The 25,677-nt window shown below is 68.0% G+C and carries 23 protein-coding genes, 1 tRNA gene and 1 pseudogene; 9 read left to right on the top strand and 16 right to left on the bottom strand.

Annotated features, from left to right (window positions below; genetic code table 11):
- Positions 1-1,686, bottom strand: a 1,686-nt coding sequence (gene secA, locus VF536_RS16950; protein ID WP_331616033.1) for a preprotein translocase subunit SecA, incomplete at its 3' end; no start/stop codon positions are given.
- A 256-nt stretch (positions 1,687-1,942) separates the two neighbouring features.
- Between secA and VF536_RS16945 the strand changes: the two genes are divergently transcribed.
- A complete protein-coding gene (locus VF536_RS16945) occupies positions 1,943-2,278 on the top strand; it encodes a hypothetical protein (RefSeq protein ID WP_331616032.1) in 336 nt (111 codons plus the stop codon).
- A gap of 84 nt (positions 2,279-2,362) precedes the next feature.
- Here VF536_RS16945 and VF536_RS16940 read toward each other — a convergent pair whose 3' ends face one another.
- From VF536_RS16940 to petA, 7 genes are all read right to left on the bottom strand, one after another.
- Entirely contained in the window at positions 2,363-3,043 is a 681-nt protein-coding gene (locus VF536_RS16940; protein WP_331616031.1) for a DVUA0089 family protein, read from the bottom strand.
- 269 nt (positions 3,044-3,312) lie between these two features.
- Positions 3,313-3,388: transfer RNA gene (locus VF536_RS16935), tRNA-Thr, on the bottom strand.
- A 131-nt stretch (positions 3,389-3,519) separates the two neighbouring features.
- Positions 3,520-4,071, bottom strand: coding sequence for a ClpXP protease specificity-enhancing factor (locus tag VF536_RS16930; protein WP_331616030.1), 552 nt, complete (start codon positions 4,069-4,071; stop codon positions 3,520-3,522).
- Between the two features lie 14 nt (positions 4,072-4,085).
- Entirely contained in the window at positions 4,086-4,703 is a 618-nt protein-coding gene (locus VF536_RS16925) for a glutathione S-transferase N-terminal domain-containing protein (RefSeq protein WP_088382809.1), read from the bottom strand.
- 166 nt (positions 4,704-4,869) lie between these two features.
- Positions 4,870-5,652, bottom strand: a complete 783-nt coding sequence (locus VF536_RS16920; RefSeq protein ID WP_331616029.1) for a cytochrome c1 — start codon at positions 5,650-5,652, stop codon at positions 4,870-4,872.
- 26 nt (positions 5,653-5,678) lie between these two features.
- Positions 5,679-7,079: a cytochrome bc complex cytochrome b subunit gene (locus VF536_RS16915; protein ID WP_331616028.1), complete on the bottom strand. Its 1,401-nt coding sequence runs from the start codon at positions 7,077-7,079 to the stop codon at positions 5,679-5,681.
- A 32-nt stretch (positions 7,080-7,111) separates the two neighbouring features.
- Positions 7,112-7,708, bottom strand: coding sequence for a ubiquinol-cytochrome c reductase iron-sulfur subunit (petA, locus tag VF536_RS16910; RefSeq protein WP_331616027.1), 597 nt, complete (start codon positions 7,706-7,708; stop codon positions 7,112-7,114).
- A gap of 221 nt (positions 7,709-7,929) precedes the next feature.
- On the opposite strand from petA, the gene mscL reads away from it, so the two are divergent.
- Positions 7,930-8,373, top strand: a complete 444-nt coding sequence (mscL, locus tag VF536_RS16905) for a large conductance mechanosensitive channel protein MscL (protein ID WP_088403231.1) — start codon at positions 7,930-7,932, stop codon at positions 8,371-8,373.
- 117 nt (positions 8,374-8,490) lie between these two features.
- Positions 8,491-10,902 (top strand): DUF1631 family protein, encoded by a 2,412-nt coding sequence (locus VF536_RS16900; protein ID WP_331616026.1) that lies wholly within the window; start codon positions 8,491-8,493, stop codon positions 10,900-10,902.
- Positions 10,903-10,945: 43 nt separating this feature from the next.
- Here VF536_RS16900 and VF536_RS16895 read toward each other — a convergent pair whose 3' ends face one another.
- The 3 genes from VF536_RS16895 to VF536_RS16885 all read right to left on the bottom strand — a co-directional run bounded on the left by VF536_RS16895 (position 10,946) and on the right by VF536_RS16885 (position 13,508).
- Positions 10,946-11,602 (bottom strand): energy transducer TonB, encoded by a 657-nt coding sequence (locus VF536_RS16895; protein WP_331616025.1) that lies wholly within the window; start codon positions 11,600-11,602, stop codon positions 10,946-10,948.
- Between the two features lie 128 nt (positions 11,603-11,730).
- A complete protein-coding gene (gene pdxA / locus VF536_RS16890) occupies positions 11,731-12,759 on the bottom strand; it encodes a 4-hydroxythreonine-4-phosphate dehydrogenase PdxA (protein ID WP_331616024.1) in 1,029 nt (342 codons plus the stop codon).
- The gene (locus tag VF536_RS16885) at positions 12,756-13,508 is read right to left on the bottom strand and encodes a Nif3-like dinuclear metal center hexameric protein (protein WP_331616023.1); all 753 of its coding nucleotides are present in this window, start codon (positions 13,506-13,508) and stop codon (positions 12,756-12,758) included. The genes pdxA and VF536_RS16885 overlap by 4 nt, the downstream gene beginning before the upstream one ends.
- Positions 13,509-13,521: 13 nt before the next feature.
- Between VF536_RS16885 and VF536_RS16880 the strand changes: the two genes are divergently transcribed.
- From VF536_RS16880 to VF536_RS16860, 5 genes are all read left to right on the top strand, one after another.
- Positions 13,522-14,682 carry a S1C family serine protease gene (locus VF536_RS16880; protein WP_088403226.1) on the top strand — a complete coding sequence of 387 codons (1,161 nt, stop codon included), beginning with the start codon at positions 13,522-13,524 and terminating at the stop codon, positions 14,680-14,682.
- A gap of 3 nt (positions 14,683-14,685) precedes the next feature.
- Positions 14,686-15,435: a HesA/MoeB/ThiF family protein gene (locus VF536_RS16875; RefSeq protein ID WP_331616022.1), complete on the top strand. Its 750-nt coding sequence runs from the start codon at positions 14,686-14,688 to the stop codon at positions 15,433-15,435.
- Positions 15,436-15,531: 96 nt separating this feature from the next.
- Entirely contained in the window at positions 15,532-16,479 is a 948-nt protein-coding gene (locus VF536_RS16870) for an LOG family protein (RefSeq protein WP_331616021.1), read from the top strand.
- Between the two features lie 43 nt (positions 16,480-16,522).
- On the top strand, positions 16,523-17,443 hold the full coding sequence (gene rocF / locus VF536_RS16865; protein WP_331616020.1) for an arginase: 921 nt from the start codon (positions 16,523-16,525) through the stop codon (positions 17,441-17,443).
- A 346-nt stretch (positions 17,444-17,789) separates the two neighbouring features.
- A complete protein-coding gene (locus VF536_RS16860; protein ID WP_331616019.1) occupies positions 17,790-18,281 on the top strand; it encodes a spore coat U domain-containing protein in 492 nt (163 codons plus the stop codon).
- A gap of 98 nt (positions 18,282-18,379) precedes the next feature.
- Here the strand turns inward: VF536_RS16860 and VF536_RS16855 are convergent, their stop codons facing one another.
- Both VF536_RS16855 and VF536_RS16850 read right to left on the bottom strand, forming a co-directional pair.
- Positions 18,380-19,312, bottom strand: a complete 933-nt coding sequence (locus VF536_RS16855; protein ID WP_331616017.1) for a 2-dehydropantoate 2-reductase — start codon at positions 19,310-19,312, stop codon at positions 18,380-18,382.
- Positions 19,313-19,375: 63 nt separating this feature from the next.
- Positions 19,376-20,197 carry a DUF429 domain-containing protein gene (locus VF536_RS16850; protein ID WP_331616034.1) on the bottom strand — a complete coding sequence of 274 codons (822 nt, stop codon included), beginning with the start codon at positions 20,195-20,197 and terminating at the stop codon, positions 19,376-19,378.
- Positions 20,198-20,394: 197 nt separating this feature from the next.
- Here VF536_RS16850 and VF536_RS16845 point away from each other — a divergent pair, with 197 nt between their 5' ends.
- Positions 20,395-22,077 carry a diguanylate cyclase gene (locus VF536_RS16845; protein WP_331616016.1) on the top strand — a complete coding sequence of 561 codons (1,683 nt, stop codon included), beginning with the start codon at positions 20,395-20,397 and terminating at the stop codon, positions 22,075-22,077.
- 30 nt (positions 22,078-22,107) lie between these two features.
- Here VF536_RS16845 and VF536_RS16840 read toward each other — a convergent pair whose 3' ends face one another.
- The 3 genes and pseudogenes from VF536_RS16840 to VF536_RS16830 all read right to left on the bottom strand — a co-directional run.
- On the bottom strand, positions 22,108-23,664 hold the full coding sequence (locus VF536_RS16840; RefSeq protein WP_331616015.1) for a methyl-accepting chemotaxis protein: 1,557 nt from the start codon (positions 23,662-23,664) through the stop codon (positions 22,108-22,110).
- Between the two features lie 124 nt (positions 23,665-23,788).
- The gene (locus tag VF536_RS16835) at positions 23,789-25,345 is read right to left on the bottom strand and encodes a methyl-accepting chemotaxis protein (RefSeq protein WP_331616014.1); all 1,557 of its coding nucleotides are present in this window, start codon (positions 25,343-25,345) and stop codon (positions 23,789-23,791) included.
- 119 nt (positions 25,346-25,464) lie between these two features.
- Positions 25,465-25,677, bottom strand: a pseudogene (locus tag VF536_RS16830) (formimidoylglutamate deiminase); the annotation flags it as partial.

The following is a 25,677-nucleotide window of genomic DNA, read 5'->3' as shown; positions in this document are numbered from 1 at the left end:
CTCGGCCTTGACCTTGTCGTGCAGGCCCTGCCATTCGTCGTGCAGTTGCTGGATGCGGCGTGCTTTCTCGTCGGCCGGAACGGCCTCGTCGGCCTCGAGGAACTTGACCTGGTTCTCGACATTGCCGCCCAGCACGATGTCGGTGCCGCGGCCGGCCATGTTGGTGGCGATGGTGATGACGCCCGGGCGGCCGGCCTGGGCGACGATCTGCGCCTCCTTCTCGTGCTGCTTGGCGTTCAGCACGTTGTGCGGCAGCTTGGCCTGGTTGAGCAGCTTGGAGATCAGCTCCGAGTTCTCGATGGACGTCGTGCCCACCAGCACCGGCTGGCCGCGCTCGTGGCAGGCGCGGATGTCCTCGATGACGGCGTTGTACTTTTCCTTGTCGGTCTTGTAGACCAGGTCCAGTTCGTCCTTGCGGATGGTCGGGCGGTTCGGCGGGATGACGACGGTTTCCAGACCGTAGATTTCCTGGAACTCGTAGGCCTCGGTGTCGGCCGTGCCCGTCATGCCGGACAGCTTGCCGTACATGCGGAAATAGTTCTGGAAGGTGATGGAGGCCAGGGTCTGGTTCTCGGCCTGGATCTGCACGCCTTCCTTGGCCTCGACGGCCTGGTGCAGGCCGTCGCTCCAGCGGCGGCCCGTCATCAGGCGGCCGGTGAACTCGTCGACGATGATGACTTCACCGTTCTGCACCACGTAGTTGGTATCGCGGTGATACACGTGGTGGGCGCGCAGCGACGCGTACAGGTGGTGCATCAGCGTGATGTTGGCGGCGTCGTACAGCGACGCGCCCTCGGCCAGCAGACCGGCCTGGCCCAGCAGGCGCTCGGCGTTCTCGTGACCGTCCTCGGTCAGGTAGATCTGGTGCGATTTCTCGTCGACGGTGAAGTCGCCGGGCTCGATCACGCCCTCGCCGGTGCGGGGATCCAGTTCACCGACCTGGCGCTTCAACTGCGGCGAGACCGCGTTGATCGCCACGTACATCTGGGTGTGGTCTTCGGCCTGGCCGGAGATGATCAGCGGCGTGCGCGCCTCGTCGATCAGGATCGAGTCCACCTCGTCGACGATCGCGTAGGCCAGGCTGCGCTGCACGCGGTCGCGCACCTCGTAGACCATGTTGTCGCGCAGGTGGTCGAAGCCGTACTCGTTGTTGGTGCCGTAGGTGACGTCGGCGCCGTAGGCGGCCTGCTTCTCGTCGCGCGCCAGGCCCGAGTAGTTGATGCCCACGGTCAGGCCGAGGAAGCGGTACAGGCGACCCATCCATTCGGCGTCGCGGCGGGCCAGGTAGTCGTTGACCGTCACGACGTGCACGCCCTTGCCGGTCAGGGCATTCAGGTAGACCGGCAGCGTCGCCATCAGCGTCTTGCCCTCGCCGGTGCGCATTTCAGCGATCTTGCCGGCGTTCAGGACCATGCCGCCGATCAGCTGCACGTCGAAGTGGCGCATCTTCAGGATGCGCTTGCTGCCTTCGCGGCAGACGGCGAAGGCCTCGGGCAGGATGTCGTCGACGGTCTCGCCCTTGGCGATGCGCTGCTTGAACTCCTCGGTCTTCGCGCGCAACTGGTCGTCGCTCAGGCCCTCGAACTGCGGTTCCAGCGCGTTGATGCGCTCGACGTCCTTGCGATAGGTCTTGAGCAGGCGCTCGTTGCGACTGCCGAAAATCTGGGTCAAAAGCTTGGGCAACATGCGGCTTTTTGAAGTTCTGTGGGGGGCCCGGTCGACCGGGCCTGGACGCCCGGCGGACCGCCTCGTGGGCGGCCTGATGAGGGCAGCGCCGCGCGATCGGTGCACATGAGGCCTGAGGCCTCGGGTTGCAAGCGTCTGCGCGGAGAAAAACCGGCGGAGTTTAGCACCCGGCCCCCGGCGGCCTCGGGCGGAGCAGCCCGCGCCGGACCGGCGGCGGGCTCCGGGTTTCCGAGCGGCAGGACTACACTGCCGCCCCATGGCCACCCGCTATCTGCCCCCTCGCGCCAAGCCCGACACGCCGGATCCGCTGGACTTCGGGCGGGCCATGTCGCAGAACGGCATGCTGGCCCGGTTGGGGAACCAGCTGGCGCTGTCGCGCCGGCATCTGGCGGCGGTGAGCGTGGCGCTGCCGGGCGCGATGAAGCGCTTCGTGCAGGCCGGCACGCTCGACGAGCAGGGCTGGACGCTGGTGGCGGACAACGCCGCCATCGCGGCCAAGCTGCGCCACCTCCAGCCAACGCTGCTGCGGCTGCTGCGCGAAGAAGGTCTGCTGCTGGAAGGCGAGCTCCGGATCCGCGTCAGGCAATCCTGAGCCGCCCGCCGTTCCAAGCTCACTTCACTCCACAACGAGAAAGGGACCGCCGAGGCGGTCCCTTGTCGTTCTCCCGCTTCGGGGTCAGTCCTTGCGGCGCAGACGGCGCGCGCCGCCCAGTCCGGCCAGCGCGATCGCGGCCAGGGCCAGCGTCGCCGGTTCCGGCACGTCGTTCTGCTGGGCGCCTTCGACGTTCAGAATGTCGAAGGCCCACAGCGCGTTGCGCTCGCGACCGCCGGCGTCGCAGAACACGCCGTTGGCGCACTTGCCGTTCAGGAAGTTCGGATTGCCGTCGTAGGTGAAGCCGTTGGCCAGGTTGGGGCCGAGCGCGAAGTTGTCGAACTGCATGACCGCGACCGTGTAGACGCCGGCGCTCAGCGTCAGGTCCAGGCAGGTATCCCAGCGTTGGCCGCCAGCCGGATCGGGATTCACTGCGCCGCCGCCGCAGGTGCCGGGCGTGTTGCTGGTGGCATCGTCGTTCTGGCCCACCAGCACGCCGCTGGCGTTGAACAGCGCCAGGATCGGGTCGAAGCCGCCGGCGACCACCACGTTGCCGTTGGCCTGCGTGCCTCCCGCGTAGCTGTAGGTGATCAGGCGGACCGCCGACGAGCCGTTCGCGGCAAAGGTGAAGGTCTGGACATCGTTGGCCTGCACGAAGCTGCCGGCGAACGAGAAGTTGGTCGGTGCCGCATGAGCCACGGCGGAAAGACCGAGGGCGGTGACGGTGGCCAGGGCGGCGACACCGCGACGGAACAAGCTGTGCATGGAGTTTCCCGTGAAGGCCGGCGTGTGGAGGTGAACCGGCGCGTTGAACACGGGGGCGGCCAGAGCAAAGCCTATGCCACAACTGATTTCTCTTTGAAATCAATCACGTACATGTCGTTACGTGAGTAACTTCACACAAGTGTCAAGCATGGCGACACCGCCTTTTGGGGGTGTCGGCGTCCAAAGGCTCGAGGCCAGAAGGACCGAAGCCCCGGCTCGTCGGTGGACGAAACAGGGCTTCGAAACAGGCGTGGCGCCTGCGTGTTCGATGGTGCCGGCTATCGGATTCGAACTGATGACCTACCGCTTACAAGGCGGTTGCTCTACCAACTGAGCTAAGCCGGCACAAGGAAAACTGGAGCGCCGCAGAAGCTGCGGCGCGGGCTGCATTCTAGACGCAGCTTCGAGGGGTCCGGAGCGAAAAACCGCCCTTCCCCCACAACACTTGCCCCCGCACTTGAACGGGGTTCAAACGATCACTTGATGCGCTTGAGCGCCGGGCGACCGCCCGACGGACCCGCACCCGGATCGTCGTCCTCCGGCGGCGTCGTGGCCGCCGGTGCAATCGGCTCCGGCTTGGTCTCGACCGGCGGCGCACCGGCGTTGCCATTGCCGCCGTTCGCGTCCGACGCCAGCCGCAATCCTCGCGGCGCGCTGGCCGCCGGCTGACGCGCGGCGGCATCTTCCGGAGTCGGCGGCGGGAAAGCCATACCCTGGCCGTTCTCGCGCGCATAGATCGCGACCACGTGATCGACCGGCACGATGATCTCGCGCGCCACGCCACCGAACCGGGCCTTGAACTGGATCAGTTCATTGCCCAGGTCCAGGTTGCTGGTCGCGTCGAAACCGACGTTGAGCACGATCTCGTTGTTGCTCACGTACTCCATCGGCACCTGGACCGTGCGATCCACGTGCACCGCGACATAGGGCGTGAACCCGTTGTCCGTGCACCACTCGTGCAGGGCGCGGATCAGGTACGGCCGCGTCGAGCTGGCGGCGAGACCGCCGCCGTCCTTGCTGTCATCCATGGGGAGCCAGTGTATTACTTGCGCATCACCTTCTCGGACGGCGTCAGCGCCTCGATGTAGGCCGGACGCGAGAAGATCCGTTCCGCGTACTTCAGCAGCGGCACGGCGTTCTTCGACATGTCGATGCCGTAGTAGTCCAGGCGCCACAGCAGCGGCGCGATCGCGACGTCCAGCATCGAGAAGTCGTCGCCCAGCATGTACTTGTTCTTCAGGAAGATGGGCGCCAGCTGCGTCAGGCGGTCACGGATCTGCGACCGCGCCTTTTCCAGCTGCTTCTCGGTCGGCTTGACCGCCTGGCCGCGGTTCTCCAGCACGTTGACGTGGGCGAACAGTTCCTTCTCGAAGTTGAACAGGAACAGGCGCACGCGGGCACGGGCCACCGGGTCGCCGGGCATCAGCTGCGGATGCGGGAAGCGCTCGTCGATGTACTCGTTGATGATGTGCGACTCGTACAGGATGAGGTCGCGTTCCACGAGGATGGGCACCTCGTTGTACGGGTTCATCAGCGCGATGTCTTCGGGCTTGGCGAACAGGTCGACGTCACGGATCTCGAAGTCCATGCCCTTCTCGAACAGCACGAACCGGCAACGGTGCGAGTAGGGGCAAGTGGTTCCGGAATAAAGCACCATCATGGCAGTGGACTCCTGATCGAAGCCTCTCGGCTTCATCGATTTCTACAAACAACACAGTTCAACGCCGGCGCGGTCAAAGACCGAACAGACAAACGACAACGCAGTGGGAGCCTGTTCGGCGCCCCACTGCGCTTGAGGACCCGGCCCTCGGCCGAGTCATCGGTTCTTACTTGATGTCCTTCCAGAAGGAGGCATTCAAGCGCCAGGCGAACACGGTGAACCCCAGCAGGAACAGCACCACGATGATCCCCAGCCGGAAACGGGTCCCTTGCGCCGGCTCGCCCATCCACTGGAGATAGGCGACCAGGTCGGCAACGGACTCGTCGTACTGCTGCGGCGTCATCGTCCCGGGCGTCACCTGTACGAAGTCCTTGAAGACATGCGTGACCTTGGCCGGGTCATGCGGGTCTTTTTCTTCCTCGAACCTGGCGGTGCGGACGCCCTGGAGCTCCCACAGCACATGCGGCATGGCCACGCTGGGGAAAGCGAGATTATTCCATCCCGTGGCCTTGGTTTCGTCGCGGTAGTATTTTCTCAGGTAGGTATAGAGGTAATCCGCCCCTGTTCCCTTCGCACCGTCGGCCCGTGAACGGGCGATCACGGTGAGGTCCGGCGGCAGCGCGCCGAACCATTCCTTGGCCTGTTTCGGGTCCAGCGAGACCTTCATCGTCTCGCCCACCTTGTCTCCGGCGAACAGCAGGTTGCCCTTGATCTGCTCGTCGGTCAGGCCGATGTCCTTCAGCCGGTTGTAGCGCATGTAGGCCGCGCTGTGACAGTTCAGGCAGTAGTTGACGAAGATCTTGGCGCCGTGCTGCAACGCGGCCAGATCGTTCATCTTCGACGTCGGGAAGCGGTCCCATTCGATGCCGCCCTCAGACGCGAGCGCCGTCGACGTCAGGCCCGCGCCCAGGCACAGCGACGTCAGCAGCGTGGCGATGATTTTCTTCATTCGTTCGACTCCGTGACGTTGGCGGTTCAGTGCGGGTGAAACGTGACGCGATCGGGCACCGGCTTGAAGGTGCCGGCGCGGCTCCACCACGGCATCAACAGGAAGAAGCCGAAGTAGTACAGCGTGCCGATCTGCGACACGATCGTTCCCGCATCCGACGGCGGCTTGACGCCCAGGTAGCCCAGCACGAGGAAGAGCAGCACGAAGATGCCGTAGAGATACTTGTGCCAGTCGGGCCGGTAGCGGATCGACTTGACCGGGCTGTGGTCCAGCCAGGGGAGGAAGAACAGGATGATGACCGCGCCGCCCATGACGACGACACCCCAGAACTTCGCGTCGAAGGTCAGCAGCAGCGCGATGCCGACCACCGCACCCACCACCACGATCCCCTTGCCCAGCGTCGACAGCCCGCCGCGCAGCAGCGTGATGACCGCCGACAGCGCGATCACGCCGCACAGCACCTGGACCATCACATCGGTCGTGGCGCGCAGCATCGAATAGAAGGGCGTGAAGTACCAGACCGGCGCGATGTGCGGCGGCGTCTTCAGCGGGTCGGCCGGGATGAAGTTGTTGTACTCCAGGAAGTAGCCGCCCAGTTCCGGCGCGAAGAAGATCACCGCCGAGAAGGCCATCAGGAAGAGGCCGACGCCGAAGATGTCGTGCACCGTGTAGTACGGATGGAACGGGATGCCGTCGAGCGCATGGCCGTCCGGTCCCTTCGTCGCCTTGATCTCCACGCCGTCCGGGTTGTTCGAGCCGACCTCGTGCAACGCGATGATGTGCGCGACGACCAGGCCCAGCAGCACCAGCGGCACCGCGATCACGTGGAAGCTGAAGAAGCGGTTCAGCGTCGCGTCCCCGACCACGTAGTCGCCGCGGATCAGCAGCGCCAGGTCGTTGCCGACAAAGGGCACGGCGGCGAACAGGTTCACGATCACCTGCGCGCCCCAGTAGGACATCTGGCCCCACGGCAGCAGGTAGCCCATGAAGGCCTCGGCCATCAGGCACAGGAAGATCGCGCAGCCGAAGATCCACACCAGTTCGCGCGGCTTGCGGTACGAGCCGTACAGCAGCCCGCGGAACATGTGCAGGTAGACGACGACGAAGAACGCCGACGCGCCCGTCGAGTGCATGTAGCGGATCAGCCATCCCCAGGGGACGTCCCGCATGATGTATTCGACCGACGCGAACGCGAGCGTCGAGTCCGGCTTGTAGTGCATCACCAGGAAGATCCCGGTGACGATCTGGATCACCAGCACCAGCAGCGCCAGCGAGCCGAAGATGTACCACCAGTTGAAGTTCTTCGGAGCGTAGTACTCCGACATGTGCTCCTTGTAGAGCTTGGACGCGGGGAACCGGTTGTCCACCCAGGTCATCAGCTTGACGCCCAAGGGGGCTCCGGCGGGTGCTTCCTTGAATTCAGCCATGTGTAGTCTGCCTCGGTCCTGTTCCTGGGGAGTTAGGCCTTCTTGTCTTCACCGATCAACAGCCGGGTGTCGGACAGGAACGCATAAGGCGGCACCTCGAGGTTGTCGGGCGCGGGCTTGTTCTTGAAGACGCGGCCGGCCATGTCGAAGGTCGAGCCGTGGCAGGGGCACAGGAAGCCGCCGTGCCAGTTGTCCGGCAGCGAAGGCTGCGGGCCGGCCTGGAACTTGTCGCTCGGCGAGCAGCCGAGGTGGCTGCAGATGCCGACGACGACCAGGTATTCCGGCTTGAGCGAGCGCCATTCGTTCTTGGCGTACTCCGGGATCGGGAAGGCCTTGCGGTCGGACTGCGGGTCGGCCAGTTCCGGATCGTTGCCTTTGAGCGCATCGAGCTGCTCCTTGGTCCGGCGCACGATCCAGACCGGCTTGCCACGCCATTCGACGGTCAGTTTCTGACCGGGGGCGAGACCGCCGATGTCCACCTCGACGGCGGCACCGGCCGCCTTGGCGCGTTCGCTCGGCGCGAAGGTACTGACGAACGGGACGGCGGTGGCCACGCCGCCTACTGCTCCCGCGCATCCGGTCGCAATCAGCCAGGTGCGCTTGCCTTGGTCCACTTGTGGGTCACTCATGAGGGTCCTTACAGGGAACTTCTGATCAGGGGCAACCAAAGATTCTAGGTAAGAAACTTCCGGCGCGCCCCTAGGCGCTCTACCGATGTGCATCGGTGCACCACGTTGACATTTGTCGTGGTGCAAACGCCGTTAGGATGCTTGCCCGGAGGCGGAGGGCTACCCCGGGAAAGCGATTGGTAGTGGACGCCTTCGCACACGCGAAGCACAAGGAGCAAGCGATGGGTTTTTTGACCGAATTCCGTGAGTTCGCCGTCAAGGGCAACGTGATGGACCTCGCCGTCGGCGTGATCATCGGCGCCGCCTTCGGCAAGATCGTCGACTCGGTGGTCAAGGACCTGATCATGCCGATCGTCGGCAAGGCGGTCGGGGGACTGGACTTCAGCAGCTACTTCATCATGCTGTCGGACCCGCCGGCCAACTACGCCGGCCCGATGACCTATGAGGCCCTGACCAAGGCGGGCGTGCCGCTCTTCGCCTACGGCAACTTCCTGACCGTGCTGTTGAACTTCATCATCCTGGCCTTCATCATCTTCATCATGGTGAAGCAGGTGAACCGCCTCAAGCGCGACACCCCCGCCGCCCCGGCGGAGCCCGCCGCGACGCCGGAAGACATCCAGCTGCTGCGCGAGATCCGCGACGCGCTGAGGCGTGACAAAGCGTAAAGCTCCTCTCATTCGTCACCTTTTGCGCACAAGCCGGGTGAGCCCCACCCGGACGGGGGATGGCCATCGTCGATACTTGGCGTGTGGTGCGGTCACCACAATGTGCTCGATGCCTCGATGAACCGTCTGAACCCCCACGTCGACGCTGCGCTCCAACGCGTACGCCTCGCGGCGGAACAAGCCGCGGAACGCGGCGCTGAAGGTCTCGGTCTCGCCGCCCTGTCCTCTGGACAGGCCAAGCGGCGGGACGCGCTGCTGTCCGCGCAATTCATTTTCCGCAAGCATCAGGCGCTGTTCTCGCAGCGCTTCGACCAGTCCATGCGCCAGCAGGCGGCCGAGGCGCCGAGCGGAGGCGCCGCCACGCCCGGCGCGGCACGTGCCGCACCCAAGGCGACCCAGTGGGACGAGCTGTCCCTGATGGACGACGACCAGGTCAACACGCTGGTCGCCACGGATCGCATCGGTCTGGCGCTGGGCCACCAGAGCGAGTGGGAACTGCGCGAGGTCAATTCCTACATGGGCGACATCCCCGGCGTGGACGAGGACCGTCACCCGCTGCGCCCGCAGGCCATCGCCCAGGCGCTGATCGAGGCCGTGAACGCGGTCACCGACGACCCGGACACGCGCCAGGTCCTGACTGATGAACTCACCCGGGCGCTGTCGCTGGAGATGCGCGCCTGCTACGCCGACATCGCCGGCCTGTTCCGCAGCCGCGGCCTGCGTCCGCAGGACCTGCGCGTGCGGGGGGTCGCCGGCGCCACGCGGGGTCAGTCCTTGCATGGCGGCACGACGTCGGGCGTGCCCTTGCACGACAGCCGCTACGCCACGCTGCCGGGCGCGCTCCACCCGGCCGTCCATGGCAGCCGCGCCGGCGGCCTGCACAGCGTGGCCGGCGGATTCCACGGCGCAGGCCCGGAAGGGTATGCGACGACCGGTGGCGGTGCCGGCGGCGGCATGGGCTGGTCGGTCGATCCGCAGCTGATGGACCTGATGCGTCGGCTGGCGATGAGCCCCACGCTCGGCGGTCCCGCGACCGGCGGCGGCTCGCTGCCCGTGAACAGCCAGTGGCAAGGTTGGGATGGCGATCCCGGCAGTTACGTCGAAGGCGGCCCGATCGTCCTGCCGCCCAACCTGATCCACCTGCATCGCGATGAGCTGAGACAGGCGGCCAGCGGCTCGCTCGATCACATGGTGATCGACGTGGTGGCCGGCCTGTTCGACCAGATCCTGTCCGACGCCAAGCTGCCGCCGCTGATGGCGCAGCAGATCGCACGCCTGCAACTGCCGGTGCTGCGCGCGGCGCTGGGCGACCGCTCCTTCTTCTCCTCGCGCCGGCATCCGGTGCGGCGGCTGGTCAATCGAATCGCGACGCTGGCCGCGGCCTACGACGACTTCACCGACGAGCCCGGCAAGTCCTTCCTCGCCCTGGTTCGCGACCTGATCCAGGACGTCGTCAGCGGCGACTTCGACCGGATGGAGCTGTACGAGTCCAAGCTCGGCCAGCTCGAGCATTTCATCCAGGACCAGACAGCCCAGACGCTGAAGGCGCAAGGCGACACCGCCGCGCTGCTGGAACGCAAGGAAACCGAACTCCGCCTGCAGCGCCGCTACATGCAGCAGCTGCAGCAGGCGATGGCCAGCGTGGACATGCGCGACTTCCTGCGCGACTTCCTCACGCAGACCTGGAGCGAGGTGCTGGTGCACGCCTCGCGCCATCCGAACCTGGACGCGGCGCTGGTCGAGCGCCTGCGCAACATGGGCCGCGATCTGGTGCTGTCGGTCCAGCCGAAGACGACGCCCCAGCAGCGACAGGGCTTCCTCGCCTCGTTGCCGGTGCTGATGCGCACGCTCAACGAGGGCCTGGACCTGGTCCGCTGGCCCGAGCCCGAGCGCAAGAAGTTCTTCGCCGAACTGCTGCCCGCGCACGCCGAGTCCTTGAAGGGCCAGGCGCTGAGCCCGCTCGAATACAACCTGCTGGCCAAGCAGTTGGAGTCGGTCTTCGGCCTGGCGCCCCCGCGCGAACAGGACCTGCCGGGGCCTGGCGCCGCGCCGCTGGATCTGGACCTGAGCGAGAAGCTCTCCGACGAGGAGGCCAAGCGGCTCGGTTTCATGGAGGACGAGCACGTCGACTGGGATGGCCATGTCGACATCGACCTGGACCTCGGCGCCGACGAACATCAGCCGCTGCAGGCGGTGGACATCAGCATCGACGGCCTGCCGGCCGCGGAGGAAGCACCGTCGCCGCCGTCAGGCGAGCTGCTGATCGACCACCTCCAGATCGGCACCGCCTACCGGATGCATCGCGACGGCGACTGGATCAAGGTCAGACTGGCCCACATCAGCGGCACGCGCAGCTTCTTCATCTTCACCCACGGGACGAAGCATCAGGAGACGCTGACGATGACCTCGCGCATGCTGCACAAGCTGTGCGAGGCTGGCCGTTTGCGGGCGTTCGAACACGCCCACCTGCTGGAGCGCGCCACGGCGCGGGCCCGTCAGCAACTGGCCGCGCTCGGCGCAAAGCACTGAGCAGCCCCGCACCGGCGCGGACGCCGGTGCTCACCGCAGGTGCTTACAGCTTGCGCGGCTCGCGGAAATCGACCGGCAGGTTGTCCTCGGTCTTCAGTCGCATCAGCTCGACGTACTCGCCTTCGACGGCCTTCCCGTTCACTTCCTGCGGCTTGAAACGCCACTGCTCCATCGAGGCCCGACCGTAGCGGCGCAGCGACTCGGGCATGCCCGCCGGCATCTCGACGCTGGTCTGCACGCAGGTGCCGTCGGTGCCGACGCGGCAGATCATCTTGAGTTCGCCTTCCCAGCCGGCGTTCGACGCGGCGTCCTTGGGATAGGCGGCGTAAGCGATCTTCGTTGGGATAGGCGTCATCTGCATCGAGCGGATGGCGACCGTCGACTTCACCTTGTCGACGTTCAGGTACAGGCGAACGCCGGTACGGAAACTCGCGTTCTTCCCGTCTTCCTGCCGGGGCGGGATCTTGGCCTTCTGCAGCCGGGCGGTCATCTGCTGCCAGAAGGCCGGTGATTGCGACGCCTCATCGATCGGCACGACTTCCTTGGCCTGGCCGTTCTCGTCGAACAGCACGTCGAACCAGACGTTCAACGGCTGCTGCACCTCTTGCGCCGAAACGGCGCCCACGCCTCCGAACTGCAGCGCGCCCGCCAGCGCCAGCAAGGCCAGGCGGCCTGGCCGCATCGTCCGTCCTGCTTCCATCTCGAACTCCCCGAATTGATGTGATGCCAACGATTATCGGCAACGCCCCGCGCGGAATCCACCAGGGAGAGTTCCCCATGAGGGGGGTGTCCGGCCGGCGGGCCGGATCGCCGGTCAGGTGCGGCGGTTCAGGCCGACATCGTCCGCGCCATGCGGATCGCCGCCAGCATGCTCGACGGGTCGGCGCGCCCCGTTCCGGCGATGTCGAACGCGGTGCCGTGATCGGGACTGGTCCGCACCAGCGGCAGGCCCAGCGTCACGTTGACGCCCTCCTCCACGCCCAGGTACTTCACCGGGATCAGCCCCTGATCGTGCGTCATCGCGACGACGGCGTCGAACTCGCCCGGGTGCCTGGGCGGCGCGTGGCGCGCCCGCATGAACACCGTGTCCGGCGCGAAGGGGCCGCTCGCATCGACGCCGAGGCTGCGGGCCTGCGCGATCGCCGGGGCGATGTATTCGATCTCCTCGCTGCCGAACAGTCCGCCCTCTCCCGCATGCGGGTTCAGGCCCGCCACAGCGATGCGCGGCGCGGCGATGCCGGCGCGGCGGAGCGCCGCGTCGGCGATGCGGATCGTCTGCAGCACGCGCCCGGTGGTGATCTGGTCGACCGCCTGGCGCAGCGCCACATGGATCGTCACCAGCACGACGCGGAGTTCCTCGTTGGCCAGCATCATGCGCACCGGCGGCAACCGGTCGTCCGGATCCGCGCACAGCGCCTGCAGCAGCTCGGTATGGCCCGGATGATCGATGCCGGCGGCATGCAGGGCTTCCTTGTGGATGGGCGCCGTCACCAGCGCACGGGATCGCCCGGCCAGTTGCTCCTGCGTCGCGGCGACGATGCAGCGCGCCGCCGCAGCCCCTGCTTGCGCGCTCACGCGGCCCAGCGGCTGGGCGAGCAGGTCTTGAGGCAACCCCGACGGCTGCCACACGGGCAGGCAATCCGGCGGCACCGGATCGTCGGCGGCCTCGAGGACTGCCACCGGCAGTTGCAAGCCCATGAAGTCCAACGCGCGCCGGAACACGCCGGCATCGCCGACGAGCCGCAGATCCGACCCGCGGTCCTGCGCCCAGGCGGCGACGGCGATCTCCGGGCCGATGCCGCAGGCATCGCCCATCGTCAGCAGCAGCGGGCGGGTGCTCTTGATATCAGCGTTCATGCGGGATTGGGAATGTCGATGAAGCGGCACTGCAGGCCCAGCTGCTCGGCCACCTGGCGGCCGAGGGCCTGCACGCCGTAGCGTTCGGTCGCATGATGGCCGGCGGCGATGAAGGCCACGCCGGTCTCGGCCGCGTAATGCGCCTGCGGCTCGGAGATCTCGCCGGTGATGAACACGTCCGCGCCCGCGGCGATGGCCGCCTCGAAGTAGCCTTGCGCCCCGCCGGTGCACCAGGCGACGCGCTTGAGCGGACGCCCGTCGCCGGCGGCCTGGATCGTCGCGCGGCCGAGCCGCTGTTCGACGTGGGCGCCCAGCGCCTCCAGCGACTCGAGGGCGGTCGGCAGCGCGCCGATGCAGCCCAGGTCCTGTTCGCCAAAACGGCCCTCGGCGGCCCAGCCCAGATGTTTCGCAAGCTGCGCGTTGTTGCCGAGTTCCGGATGCGCATCCAGCGGCAGGTGGTAGGCGAACAGGTTGATCTCGTTCGTCAGCAGCCGCGACAGGCGCTGCTTCATCCAGCCCGTCACACGGCCGTCCTGGCCGCGCCAGAACAGCCCGTGGTGGACCAGGATCGCATCGGCCCCGGCCTCGATGGCGGCGTCGATCAGCGCGAGGCTCGCGGTGACCCCGCACACCAGTTGCCGGATCTGGTCGCGTCCCTCGACCTGAAGGCCGTTCGGCCCATAATCCTTGAAGCGCGTGGGCTCCAGCGTGGCGGCGAGCAGCCGCTCCAGCTCCGTGCGATGTGCCATGACAGGATCTCTCTTGCGTCAAACCTGGCTGATTTTCTCCCAGGCCACCACGGTGGCGCTGGCCGGCTACTTCGTCGTGGCCACGCTCAAGCCCGAATGGCTGCACGAGGCCCCCAAGGTCGTGCCAACGCTGCCCGCCGCGGCCGGGGCCCCGCCGCGTGCCTCGGTGCAGTTCAGCTTCGCGGCGGCGGCCCAGGCGGCGTCGCCGGCGGTGGTCGCGGTGCTGGCCAACAAGCCCGCGCCCAGCCAGCGCGAGATCGACGCCGACCCCTGGCTGCGCTTTCACTTCGGCAAGCGGCCCCAGCAGCAGCGGCCGCAGACCGGGCTGGGGTCGGGCGTGATCGTCTCGCCCGAAGGCTACGTGCTGACCAACAACCATGTCGTCGCGGGTGCGACCGAGATCCGCGTGCAGCTGGCCGACGGCCGCGACACGCCGGCGCGCCTGGTCGGCACCGATCCCGAGACCGACCTGGCCGTCCTGCGCATCACCTTGCCGCCGCCGCTGCCGGTGATCCACCCGGGCAAGGCCGGCGAGCTGCAGGTCGGCGACGTGGTACTGGCGATCGGCAATCCCTTCAACGTCGGCCAGACGGTGACCTCCGGCATCATCAGCGCGCTGGGCCGCACCCAGCTCGGCCTGAGCACCTTCGAGAACTTCATCCAGACCGATGCCGCGATCAATCCCGGCAACTCCGGCGGCGCGCTCGTCGACGTGCAGGGACGGCTGGTCGGCATCAACACGGCGATCTACTCGCGCACCGGCGGCGGCAGCCTGGGCATCGGCTTCGCGATTCCGGTGGACTCCGCGTACCAGGTGCTGGAAGCGCTGGTGAAGGACGGCAAGGTCTCGCGCGGCTGGCTGGGCGTGATCACCGGCGACGTCAACGCCGAGGTCGTCGACACGCTGAAGCTCTCCGTCGATCACGGCGTGCTGGTCAAGGAAGTCTTCAAGGCGAGCCCGGCGGCCAAGGCCGGTCTGGAGGCCGGCGACGTCGTCGTCGAGGTGGCGGGGCAACCGGTGCGATCGCCGCGCGAGCTGGTCAACGTCGTCGCGGCGCTGAAGCCCGACAGCCAGACCCTGATCGCCGTGCAACGCGGCAAGGAAACGCTGAAGCTGCCGCTGCAGGTCGGCCTGCGGCAGCCGCAGACCACCGACGATGCCGTGCCGGAATGAGCCATGGATGACGACCAACTGCTGCGCTACTCGCGCCACATCCTGCTGGACGACATCGGCGTCGAGGGCCAACAGCGCCTGCTGGACGCGCACGCGCTGGTGATCGGCGCGGGCGGGCTGGGATCGCCCGCGGCGCTGTTCCTGGGCACGGCCGGCGTCGGCCGCATCACGCTGGTCGACCACGACCGCGTCGACGTGACGAATCTCCAGCGCCAGATCGCCCACAGCCTGGCGCGCGTGGACCAGCCCAAGGCCGAATCGGCCGCCGCCGGCATCGCGGCGATCAACCCGGAGCCGCGCGTCCGGACCGTCACCGTGCGCGCCGACGCGGCCCTGCTCGACGAACTCGTGCCGCAGGCCGACGTCGTGCTGGACTGCACCGACAACTTCCCGACGCGTCACCTCGTCAACGCCGCCTGCGTGAAGCACGGCAAACCGCTGGTCTCGGGCGCAGCGCTGGGCTTCGACGCGCAACTGAGCGTCTATGACAGCCGCGAGCGCGCCTTCCCCTGCTACGCCTGCCTGTTCCCGGCGGACCACCCGCCAGAAGAACAACGCTGCGCGGTGATGGGCGTGTTCGCGCCGCTGGTCGGGATCATCGGCAGCATGCAGGCCGCCGAGGCCCTGAAGCTTCTGGCGGGCATGGGGTCGGCCTTGCCAGGCCGGCTACTGATGCTGGATGCGCGCCGCATGGAGTGGACCGATCTGAAGGTCGCCCGCGACCCGCGCTGCCCGTGCTGCGGCACGACCTGACCCCGCGCAACAAACCGCCGGGCGCGGCCCTGTCCGCCGCCGGCGAACGAACAGAAATTAAGTGGCTACGCCCGTAAAGTTCCGGGCCATCGAATCATGATCAGAAGCGACAAACTCACCGCCCGCAACTTCCCCTCAGCGCAGGAGGAAGCGGCCCAGCAGGCCTCCTTCGACGCGGCCTTCGATGCCAATCCGCCGGCGGCGTACCAGTTGGCGTTCACCGACACGGACTTCCTGGTCCGGCCGGAATTGCGCCCGGTGCGCATGCAGCTCGAGCTGCTCAAACCGGAGCTCATCCAGCAGGAGCTGAACATCCAGTCGACGGTGGTGATCTTCGGCAGCGCGCGCATCGCCGACCGCGAGTCGGCGCAGGCCGCCGTCGACGCGGCCCGTGCCGCCAAGGACGAGGCCGCCGTGCAGCGCGCCGAGCGCCGCCTGGTGATGAGCGGCTACTACGAGGAAGCGCGCAAGTTCGCGCGCCTGGTCACCGAGACGACCAAGGACTTCGCGCACCCGCTGTACGTCGTCACCGGCGGCGGTCCCGGCATCATGGAAGCGGGCAACCGCGGCGCGCACGAGGCCGGCGGCCGCAGCATCGGACTGAACATCGTGCTGCCGCACGAGCAGCGCCCGAACCAGTACATCACGCCGGAGCTCTGCTTCCGCTTCCACTACTTCGGGCTGCGCAAGATGCACTTCCTGATGCGGTCGGTGGCGCTGGCGGCCTTCCCTGGCGGCTACGGGACGCTGGACGAACTCTTCGAGACGCTGACGCTGATCCAGACCGGCAAGTGCCGCCGGCGTCCGATCCTGCTGTTCGGACGCGACTTCTGGTCGCGCCTGATCGATTTCGAGCTGCTGATCGACACCGGCATGATCAGCCCGGGCGACGAGCAGCTCTTCCATTACGTCGAGACCGCCGACGAGGCCTGGGGCCTGCTGATGAAGGAATACGACATCGGCGGCGCCACGAATGGCGCCAACGGCACGAACGGCACGAACGGCCACGACGGGACCGCCGCGGTCCCGGCCAACGGCCCCTGATCCGGCCCGCCGGGGCCATCCAGCAAGCAAGAGAGGTTCGACCATGACCGCAGCACGACACGTGAGCCTGATCGGCGCCCCCACCGACGTGGGGGCCGGCGCCCGGGGCGCCAGCATGGGACCGGAGGCCCTGCGGGTCGCCGGCCTCGCCGAGGCGCTGCGGGCGCACGGCGTCGAGGTCAAGGACTGCGGCAATCTCGTCGGCCCATCCAACCCCTGGCTGCCGCCGACCGAGGGCTACCGCCACCTCGACGAGGTGACGGCCTGGAACCAGGCCGTGCACGACGCGGTCTATGCGGAACTCAACGCCGGGCGCATGTCCGTGCTGCTCGGCGGCGACCACTGCCTCGGCCTGGGCTCGATCGCCGCGGTCGCCCACCACTGCCGCGACACCGGCAAGAAGCTGCGCGTGCTGTGGCTGGACGCGCATGCCGACTTCAACACCAGCAAGCTCACGCCCAGCGGCAACATCCATGGCATGCCGGTGGCGTGCCTGTGCGGCTACGGTCCGCAGGAACTGATCGAGATCGGCGGCAAGGTGCCGGCGATCGATCCGAAATGGATCCGCCAGATCGGCATCCGCAGCGTCGACGAGGGCGAGAAGCGCTTCGTCCACGAGGTCGGCCTCGAGGTCTTCGACATGCGCTACATCGACGAGATGGGCATGCGCCACACGATGGAGCTGGCGCTGGCGACGATGGATGCCAACACCCACCTGCACGTGAGCTTCGACGTCGACTTCCTCGATCCGGACGTCGCGCCCGGCGTCGGCACCACGATTCCCGGCGGTCCCACCTACCGGGAAGCGCAGCTGTGCATGGAAATGATCGCGGACACGGGCCGGCTGGGCTCGCTGGACATCATGGAACTCAATCCGGCGCTCGACGTCCGCAACAAGACGGCGCTGGTGGCGGTGGACCTGGTGGAGTCGCTGTTCGGCAAGTCCACGTTGATGCGCAAGTGACGTGCAAGTGACGCGCGGGTGACGTCGACAGGGGACACGCGGGCTGAGACTTCCGTCACACCCGCGTCCTTGGATCACTTTCCGACAGCGATGGTTGCGATACCAATCAGAATGGGGAGGATTTCTCCCTGGTTGGGAGGACTCTCTAGGCCCATGCCCACGATCCGTGAAGTGGCTCACGGAGCGAAACTGACAAAATCGTGTCCAATTGATACCCAGGGACGGCACAGAGGCCCGACATCGGAGCGCATCGCGCCGAAGTCATAGCAGCCCGCCGACGCCTGCGATGCTTGAAAAGAACCCAACCATGTTGTCTCGTCAGTTGTCTTCAGTTCTCTCGCGAACAGTGGCCATCGCCGCGGCCATCGTTGGCTCCATCGGTCCCAGTCTCGCCGCCGCGCCGTCGACCGGTTCGGGCACCTTCCAGGTCGGCGCCACCATCCTGGTCGCCTGCAACGTCACCGGCAGCACGCTGACCTTCGGCGGCTCCATCGATCCGCTGCAGACGCCCGGTCCGGTGGATGCGTCGACCGCACTCAACGTCACCTGCACGAAGACCACGCCCTACAGCGTCTCGCTCAGCGCCGGCGCCAACGCGGGCAACGCCTCGGCCTTCGGATCGCGCGTGATGAAGAGCGGCAACAACAACCTGCCGTACCAGCTCTACCTCGATGCCGGCCGCACCCAGGTCTGGGGCGACGGCAACAGCAGCGGCGTCTACGCCGGCACCGGCACCGGCAGCCAGCAGCAATTGACCGTCTACGGCCGCCTGCCGTCGCTGAACGGCATCGTGCCCGGCAACTATTCCGACACGGTCACGCTGACCATCACCTACTGAGCCGCGGCCCGCGCCGCGCTCCCCTTCGAAGCCGGGCAGGTCCCGGCTTTTTCACGCCCGCCCGGCCCAGTCCCGGCTCATCCCCGTTTGAACCCGGCTCAGTCCCGGCTGAGTTCGGCGAGCCTCACCAGCGTGTGCAGCACGCGATTCGCAGGCGTGGGCACGCCCAGCGCCTCGCCGCGACGCACGAGGAAGCCGTTCAGTTGATCGATTTCCGTGCGCTTGCCGCGGCTCATGTCCTGCGCGGTGGACGAGAACTGCCCTGGCATCGTCTCGGCGATCTTGCGCACGGCCTGGCGGACATCCCCCACCAGCGTGACGCCGTCCGCCGCGGCCACTGCGAGCCCCTCGTCGACGAGCTGGTACATCACCGTCCAGACGCCCTCCCCCTTCACCAGTTCGCCGTAGGGCTGCTGCGCCAGCGCGGACAGCGCGTTGTAGGCGCAGTTGATCAGCAGCTTGGACCAGAGCGCGCCGCGCACGTTGTCCGACACCTCGGTGGGCACGCCCGCCGCGATCAGCGCCTGCGCGATGCGGTCGGCACCGGATGCGGGCTCGATGACCAGTTCCCCGCGCCCGTGGTGCTTCACGTGGCCGGGACCGGCCATCTCCGTGGCGACGTAGACCACCGCCGCCGACACCGGTTGCGGCACCGTCTCGCGCAGCCGCTCGGCGTTGTCGACGCCGTTCTGCATGGACAGCAGGAGCGTGTCCGCGCCGATGTGCGGCGCCAGGGCCTGCGCGGCAGACACCGTGTCGGTGGACTTCACGCAGAACAGCACGACCTGCGCGCCGCGCGCGGCGGAGGGTTCGGTATCGGCGCGCAGGCGGACCTGCTCGTCGAACATCCGCGTCTCCATGCGCAGACCGTGGTCACGGACCGCCTCCACGTGGCCCGGACGCCCGATCAGCGTCACATCGTGGCCGGCGCGCGCCAGCATGCCGCCGAAGAAGCAGCCCACGGCCCCGGCGCCCATCACGGCGACCTGAAGCGGGGTCTGCGCGGCCGGGGTCTCATCGATTCGGGTCATGGCGTCATCCTCGAGGTCGGAAATTCGGGAAGTTGAAAAGGGTACAAGGCGCGGGGCAGATCGTCAGGCGCAGACGATCCATCCCTCCAGCGGATCCATGCCGGCGGGCAGCCCGTAGTCCGGACGTGCGTCGGCCCAGGCCGCCTGCATCAGGCACAGCACCGCGTCGAGCTTGTCGCCGCTGCCGTCGTCGGCCAGTTCGTCCCGCTGCGCGTGGCTGAGCTTCAAGCGCAGACCCAGGCGGCTGCGGCCCTGTTCGAGCGCCTCGATCATGTCCTTGCGGGCGATCAGCCGCTCCGGCGTCTGCTTGGCGCGGTCGTCGCTCTTGTAGCTGCGCGCGCCGATCAACTCGCGCGCGAGCAGCCCCGGATAGGCCTCCAGCGCCACCCGCGTGGCATCCCCGGCATGCAGTCCCGGCAGATGCACGCCGGCCCGCACCAGGCGCGGTACGCCCGCATGCAGCATGTAGGCGACGGGCGGATTGACCCACTTCATGCTCGGCGACGAGCCCGCCGGCCCATCGCAGGCCCGGTGCGCGAACTTGCCGCCGACCGGTCGTGCGTCGCAGAACGCGGCGAAGGTCGCCCGGATCTCGGCGCGCGACAAGCCCGCGTAATACGCGATCAGCGGCGCCCATTCGGTCGGCCAGCCGAGCGTCTCGACCAGCTCGCGCGGCAGACCGAACGGCAGGTCGAAGCCGCCCAGCCAGGGGCCGGGTTCCGCGAGCCATGATTCGAAGGCCTCCAGCGTCGCGATCGCCGTCTGGCGTTCCAGCTTCAGGACGCTCCCTTGCCGGCGACCGAACGCCAACCGGATCGGCTTGCGGGCCGTCGGCGCGCTGGTGAAGTCGACGCCCACCAGCGCGCGGTCCACCGGGGCCGCCATCGGGTCCGTCACCGGGATCGCCACCGGGGGCGGACGCGCTTGGACGGTGCGGCCGGATACGGCGGGCGCTTTCGAGACTTTTGGCATGCCCGCGACTGTATCCATCGTCCACTGGGGCGTGCCGCCATTGACGTGCGCTATGCGGCGGCGAATGCTGCGGCATCGAGGTCGACGAGATTGACGGAGGAGAGTCTGCCTTGTTCCAACGCGAGCTGGCGCGAGCCCTGCACCTGAGCCGCCGCGGCGCCTACCGCGACGCGACCGATGCCCTGGAGCTGTCCCTGGTGGCGGCCGACACGGCGCGGGATCGCGCGCGGGCGCTGATCCTCATCGCCCACAACCTGCCGCGGCAGGGCGACCTGCAAGGCGCGCTGCGCCGCGCGAGCGAGGCGGCGGCCGTGGTGCGCCTCATCGACGGCCCCGACCAGGACGCCTGGACCGCCGAAGCCCTCACCGAGCTCTGCTACGTCTACGCGCAGTTCCAGATGGGCCGGGATGCGATGCAGGCCGGCTGGCAGGCGCTGGCCGCCGCGCGGCGTGCCGAGGATGCGGCGCGCGAAGCCTGGGCGCTGAACCGGCTGGCGGTGTCCTTCGCGGTCTCCGACCAGGTCGAGCAGGCCTGCCAGCACACGCTGCAGGCCCTGGAGATCGCCCAGCAGCAGGCGCCGGGCGAGCGCGAGCTGCTGCTCTCCTGCCTGAACAACCTGGCGCACTTCTGGCTGCAGGCGCATGCGGAGGCGATCCGGGACGAGGACCGGAGGGCGTCCGCCGAGGCGCTCGCGCAGGCCGAGCCCTACGCGGTGCGCGCCGCCGCGCTGGTGCGGGAGGAAGGCAATCCCTTCCTCGTCGTCGTCTCGCTGTCCAACCTGGTCGAGCTGCAGCTCGGGACCGGCGCGATCGACGAGGCGCTCCAGATCGCCGATGAGTACGAGCGTCTGGCGCAGCGGCACGGCTACGCCGGCATGGTGCAGCAGGCCCGCGCGCAGCGGGCGCTGCTCCAGCTCAAGCGCGACGACACCGCCGGTGCGCAGGACGCGCTGCCGGCGCTGGAGACGCTCCAGGACCTGGTGAGTCAGCAAGCGCCGCCATCGCTGCCGGCGCGGCTGCGGCGGCAGCTGACGCTGGCGATCTATCGCGGCTACAAGCTCCGCGGCGACGCCGTGCGCGCGCTGGCGGCGCACGAGCAGTTGACGGCCCTGGAACGCCAATCGGCGCGCAACGCGATGGCGCTGCAGACCGAGGCGATGCTGATCCGGCAGGAGTTCCAGCAGGCGCAGGCACGCGCCGAACACGCGATGCAGGACGCACGACGCGAGCGCGAGCGCGCGGATCTCGCCGAACAGGAGCAGCAACGCCTGCGGCGTCAGGCGACCGAACTGGGCCGCATGGCCCACGAAGATGCGCTGACGGGTCTCAACAACCGCCGTCATGCCGAGTTCGCGCTGCCGCTGCTGCTGGAGCGCGCCAGGCAGGAGAACAAGCCGATCTCGCTCGGACTGCTGGACATCGACCACTTCAAGCAGGTCAACGACGCCTTCGGGCACGGCGTCGGCGACCAGGCGCTGCAGAAGGTCGCGCAGGTGCTGCGGCGTCAGCTGCGCAGCGCGGACCTGCTGGCACGGGTCGGCGGCGAAGAGTTCATGCTGGTCTTCGTCGGCGTCCCGCCCGAGCGCGCGCAGGACATCTGCGAGCGGCTGCGCGCCGCGATCGCCAGCCACGACTGGGGCGAACTCGTGGAGGGACTGCAGGTCACCGTCTCCATCGGCCTGGCCGCGGGCGAACCGCCCGCCAAGCCGGCGCTGCTGGTCGAAACCGCCGACCAGGCGCTCTACGCCGCGAAGCACGCGGGTCGCAACCGCGTGCAGTTCATGGGCTGCTGACCCGGCCCAGCTCGGATCGGGTCAGTTCCCTCAGCTCAGCTTGAAGACTGCGACCGACTGGGCCAGCGCGTCGGCCTGATGCTGCAGGCTCTGCGCCGCGGCGGCGGATTCCTCGACCAGCGCGGCGTTCTGCTGCGTCATCTGGTCCAACTGCGAGATCGCCGAGCCGATCTGGTTGATACCGCCGCTCTGCTCGGCGGTCGCGTGACTGATCTCGGCCACGATGCGCGACACGCGCGAGATCGAGTCGGAAATCTCGTTGATCGTCTCGCCGGCGCGCCCCACGAGCGCAGCGCCGCTGGAGACGCTCTCCCCGCTCGCGGTGATCAGCTGCTTGATCTCCTTCGCGGCCTCGGCGCTGCGCTGCGCCAGCGAGCGCACCTCGCTCGCGACCACCGCGAAGCCGCGGCCCTGCTCGCCCGCCCGCGCGGCTTCCACCGCCGCGTTCAGCGCCAGGATGTTGGTCTGGAACGCGATCCCGTCGATGGTGCCGATGATGTCGCCGATGCGCGCCGACGACGAGCTGATCTTGCCCATCGTCTGCACGACCTCGCCCACCACGCTGACGCCGCGCACGGCGACCTCGGCGGCCTGCTCGGCCAGCGCCTTCGCCTCGCCGGCGGAGGCCGCGTTGTGCTGGACGCTGGAGGTCAGCTGTCCCATCGCCGACGCGGTGGCCTGCAGATTGGACGCGGCCTGCTCGGTCCGCTGGCTCAGGTCGTGCGCGCCGGCGGCGACTTCGCGCGACGCCGTCGCGATGCTGTCGGTGGCATTGCGCACCCCGCTGACGACCTCGCGGATCGACGCCTGCATGCCTTGCACGCCGCGCGCCATCGCGGCGGTCTCATCCGAGCCCTCGGCCTCGACGGGCTGGCTCAGGTCCTTGCGCGCGATGCGTTCCGTGGTGCTCACGGCCTGCGCCAGCGGCGCCAGGATGGAGCGGATGTTCAGCACCGTCAGCAGCGCGATCAGCGCCACGCCGACGGCCATCACCACGCCGAGCACGCCGCGCACGCTCAGTTCACGCGTGCCGAGGCGTTGCACCTCGTCCTGGCCGTGCTGCAGGATCGCCGTCGTCATCTCGCCGACGCCGCTGTCCATCGCCTGCACGGGCGCCTTGATCGCGTCGGTCGAGCGGTTCGCCTCGGCGGCGTCCACGAAGTCGGCGTTGAGGATGCGCTTGGCGATGTCGTCGACACCGGCCTTGTAGGCTTCGAGCGACTGCTTGAGCCTGGGCGGCAGGCTGCGGATCTCCGGGCTGGTCTCCAGCGCCGACAGCGTGTCGAGCGAGCGGATCACGCCGGCGTAGGTCTTCTGCCAATCGGCCTGGGCCTGCTTGACGGTGCCGTCGTCGCCGATGTTGATGAGCATGTCCTTCTCGAAGCGGCGCAGGTTGCCGATCCCCGCGCGGACCTCGGAGAGTTGCGTCAATGCGCTCACGTCCTGCGCGACGTACTGCTGGAAGTCGGACCGGGAACTGCTCATGGCCCAGAGGCCGGCGCCGCCGATGAGCAGGAGGGCGAGGACGGACAGAAGACCCAGACCCAGCAGGCGGGTCCGGATCGTGTAATTGCGCAGCGACTGCATGTTTTCCCAACGAGATGGATCGATGGGGAAAGCCTAGCAGTCACCGTGCCAGCGCCTGAGGACTGTGCACTCTATACGCCGTCAACCGTGGAGTCCTCCCGAACGGATGTCACGGGACAGGACTTCAACCGAGCTTGAACACCGCCACCGACTGGGACAGCGCATCCGCCTGATGCTGCAGGCTCTGCGCCGCCGCCGCGGACTCCTCGACGAGCGCCGCGTTCTGCTGCGTCATCTGGTCCAGCTGCGAGATGGCAGACCCGATCTGGTTGATCCCGCCACTCTGTTCGGTGGTGGCATGGCTGATCTCGGCCACGATGCGCGACACGCGCGAGATCGAATCGGAGATCTCGTTCATCGTCTGTCCGGCGCGTTCGACGAGGGCGGCGCCGCTGGAGACGCTTTCGCCGCTGGCGGTGATGAGCTGCTTGATCTCCTTGGCGGCTTCGGCGCTGCGTTGCGCGAGGGAGCGCACTTCGCTCGCGACGACGGCGAAGCCGCGTCCCTGCTCGCCCGCGCGGGCGGCCTCGACGGCGGCGTTCAGCGCCAGGATGTTGGTCTGGAAGGCGATCCCGTCGATGGTGCCGATGATGTCGCCGATGCGCGCGGAGGACGCGCTGATCCTGCCCATCGTCTGCACGACTTCCCCGACCACGTGGACGCCGCGACCGGCGGCCCCCGCCGCTTCTTCCGCCAGCGCATTGGCCTGCCGCGCCGAGTCGGCGTTGTGCTGCACGCTCGCGGTGAGCTGCTCCATCGCCGACGCGGTCTCTTCCAGGTTGGACGCCGCCTGTTCGGTCCGGTAGCTGAGATCGTGCGCCCCGGCCGCGACTTCGCGCGAGGCCGTCGCGATGCTGTCGGTGGCACTGCGCACGCCGCTGACCACATTGCGGATGGACGTCTGCATGCCCTGCACGCCGCGCATCATCGCGGCGGTCTCGTCCGTGCCCTGCACGTCGACGTGTTCGCTCAGGTCCTGGCGCGCGATGCGTTCGGTCGTGCCGACCGCCTGCGCCAGCGGCGTCAGGATGGACGCGATGTTGAAGAAGGTGAACGTCCCGATCACCAGCGCGCCCACGAGCATCACGCCGCCCAGCGCCATCCGGATGCGGATCTCTTCCGCGTCGATGCGCTGCACCTCCTGGTTGCCGCGATCCATGATCGCCTTCGTCATCGCGCCGAGCTGCTTGTCCATCTCGCGGACCGGCCCCTTGATCGGCTCGGTCTGGCGGTTGGCCTCGGCGGAGTCGACGAACTCCTGCTTCAGGATGCGTTCCACGATGCCGTCGACGCCGGACCGGTAACTGACCAGCGACGCCTTCATGGCCGGCGGCATCGACTTGATCTCGGGCAGGATGTCGAGCGCCGCGATCGCGTCCAGGCTCTTGTTGACGGCCTCGACCGTCTTGCGCCATTCCTCGTGATAGCGCTTCACCGCGGCGTCGTCGCCGATGTTGATCAGCATGTCCTTCTCGTAGCGCCGCAGGTTGCCGACGCCCGCGCGCACCTCGGACAACTGCACGAGCGACTCGACGTCCTGCTGGACGTAGTGCTGGAAATCCTGCTTGGTTTGGGCCATGGCCCAGAGCCCGTCGCCGCCGATCAACAGCAGCGCGAGCACCGATAACAAGCCGAGCGCCATGAGACGCGCCCGGATGGTGAAGTTACGCATGGACCACATGGCTATCCCAGCTTGAAGTGGAGTGGAAAGGGAGTGACAAACAGCCTAGCAGCCGTCGTGCCACCCCGTCACCCTGCGGAAGCGGGGATGTCCGTCGCGGTTCGTGCGCTGCTACCGTCTCATTTCCACAGCGCGGACATCGTGGTCACGAACCGGTCATGTCGACCGGCATCGTCGATGACGCGCCGTTCGCCGGCGACATAGACCTCGCGCCAGGTCGGCCCCTGGCTGGCGAAGACGAGCCCGTCCAGCAGCGCCGCGTCCGGCAGCCCGGCCAGACCGCTCGCCGCGGTGTCGAGCACCAGGAAGTCCGCCCGCGCGCCGGCCCGCAG

This window comes from Roseateles sp. (assembly GCF_036486225.1).
Taxonomy (GTDB): domain Bacteria; phylum Pseudomonadota; class Gammaproteobacteria; order Burkholderiales; family Burkholderiaceae_C; genus Roseateles.
Note: the sequence above shows the minus strand (reverse complement) of the source record. Positions and strands in the feature narration are given on the sequence as shown.

Coding starts and splice junctions, on each gene's coding strand:
- VF536_RS16945 (WP_331616032.1), top strand. CDS start 1,943: ATGGCCACCCGCTATCTGCCCCCTCGCGCCAAGCCCGACACGCCGGAT.
- petA (WP_331616027.1), bottom strand. CDS start 7,708: ATGAGTGACCCACAAGTGGACCAAGGCAAGCGCACCTGGCTGATTGCG.
- VF536_RS16870 (WP_331616021.1), top strand. CDS start 15,532: ATGATCAGAAGCGACAAACTCACCGCCCGCAACTTCCCCTCAGCGCAG.
- VF536_RS16855 (WP_331616017.1), bottom strand. CDS start 19,312: ATGACCCGAATCGATGAGACCCCGGCCGCGCAGACCCCGCTTCAGGTC.
- VF536_RS16925 (WP_088382809.1), bottom strand. CDS start 4,703: ATGATGGTGCTTTATTCCGGAACCACTTGCCCCTACTCGCACCGTTGC.
- VF536_RS16895 (WP_331616025.1), bottom strand. CDS start 11,602: ATGGAAGCAGGACGGACGATGCGGCCAGGCCGCCTGGCCTTGCTGGCG.
- pdxA (WP_331616024.1), bottom strand. CDS start 12,759: ATGAACGCTGATATCAAGAGCACCCGCCCGCTGCTGCTGACGATGGGC.
- VF536_RS16920 (WP_331616029.1), bottom strand. CDS start 5,652: ATGAAGAAAATCATCGCCACGCTGCTGACGTCGCTGTGCCTGGGCGCG.
- VF536_RS16835 (WP_331616014.1), bottom strand. CDS start 25,345: ATGTGGTCCATGCGTAACTTCACCATCCGGGCGCGTCTCATGGCGCTC.
- rocF (WP_331616020.1), top strand. CDS start 16,523: ATGACCGCAGCACGACACGTGAGCCTGATCGGCGCCCCCACCGACGTG.
- VF536_RS16915 (WP_331616028.1), bottom strand. CDS start 7,079: ATGGCTGAATTCAAGGAAGCACCCGCCGGAGCCCCCTTGGGCGTCAAG.
- VF536_RS16885 (WP_331616023.1), bottom strand. CDS start 13,508: ATGGCACATCGCACGGAGCTGGAGCGGCTGCTCGCCGCCACGCTGGAG.
- VF536_RS16875 (WP_331616022.1), top strand. CDS start 14,686: ATGGATGACGACCAACTGCTGCGCTACTCGCGCCACATCCTGCTGGAC.
- VF536_RS16940 (WP_331616031.1), bottom strand. CDS start 3,043: ATGCACAGCTTGTTCCGTCGCGGTGTCGCCGCCCTGGCCACCGTCACC.
- VF536_RS16840 (WP_331616015.1), bottom strand. CDS start 23,664: ATGCAGTCGCTGCGCAATTACACGATCCGGACCCGCCTGCTGGGTCTG.
- VF536_RS16900 (WP_331616026.1), top strand. CDS start 8,491: ATGAACCGTCTGAACCCCCACGTCGACGCTGCGCTCCAACGCGTACGC.
- VF536_RS16850 (WP_331616034.1), bottom strand. CDS start 20,197: ATGGCGGCCCCGGTGGACCGCGCGCTGGTGGGCGTCGACTTCACCAGC.
- VF536_RS16930 (WP_331616030.1), bottom strand. CDS start 4,071: ATGGATGACAGCAAGGACGGCGGCGGTCTCGCCGCCAGCTCGACGCGG.
- mscL (WP_088403231.1), top strand. CDS start 7,930: ATGGGTTTTTTGACCGAATTCCGTGAGTTCGCCGTCAAGGGCAACGTG.